Annotated in this window: 1 protein-coding gene; it reads left to right on the top strand. The window is 61.8% G+C overall.

Features of this window, described 5'->3' with window-relative positions; genetic code table 11:
• Positions 1-555: citrate/2-methylcitrate synthase (locus AWB79_RS37980; protein WP_332459685.1), on the top strand; the 555-nt coding region annotated here is incomplete at both ends.

Genomic DNA, 555 nt, shown 5'->3' with positions numbered 1-555 from the left:
GATCACGAACAGAACGCGTCGACGTCCACTGTGCGTCTGGCGGGTTCGTCGGGTGCGAATCCGTTCGCGTGTATCGCGGCCGGCATCGCGTGTCTGTGGGGCCCGGCGCACGGCGGCGCGAACGAAGCGGCGCTGAACATGCTGGAAGAGATCGGCTCGGTCGACAACATTCCCGAGTTCATCAAGCAGGTGAAGGACAAGAACTCGGGCGTGAAGCTGATGGGCTTCGGTCACCGCGTGTACAAGAACTACGACCCGCGCGCCAAGCTGATGCGCGAGACGTGCCACGAAGTGCTGAACGAACTCGGCCTGCACGACGACCCGCTCTTCAAGCTCGCGATGGAACTCGAAAAGATCGCGCTGGAAGACGAATACTTCGTGTCGCGCAAGCTGTACCCGAACGTCGATTTCTACTCGGGCATCGTGCAGCGCGCGCTGGGCATCCCGACGTCGATGTTCACGTGTATCTTCGCGATGGCGCGTACGGTCGGCTGGATCGCGCAGTGGAACGAGATGATTGCCGATCCCGAGCAGAAGATCGGTCGTCCGCGTCAG

Source organism: Caballeronia hypogeia, assembly GCF_001544875.2.
Classification (GTDB): domain Bacteria; phylum Pseudomonadota; class Gammaproteobacteria; order Burkholderiales; family Burkholderiaceae; genus Caballeronia; species Caballeronia hypogeia.
The sequence above is the reverse complement of the archived record's forward strand: the minus strand, read 5'-3'. Positions and strand labels throughout refer to the sequence as shown.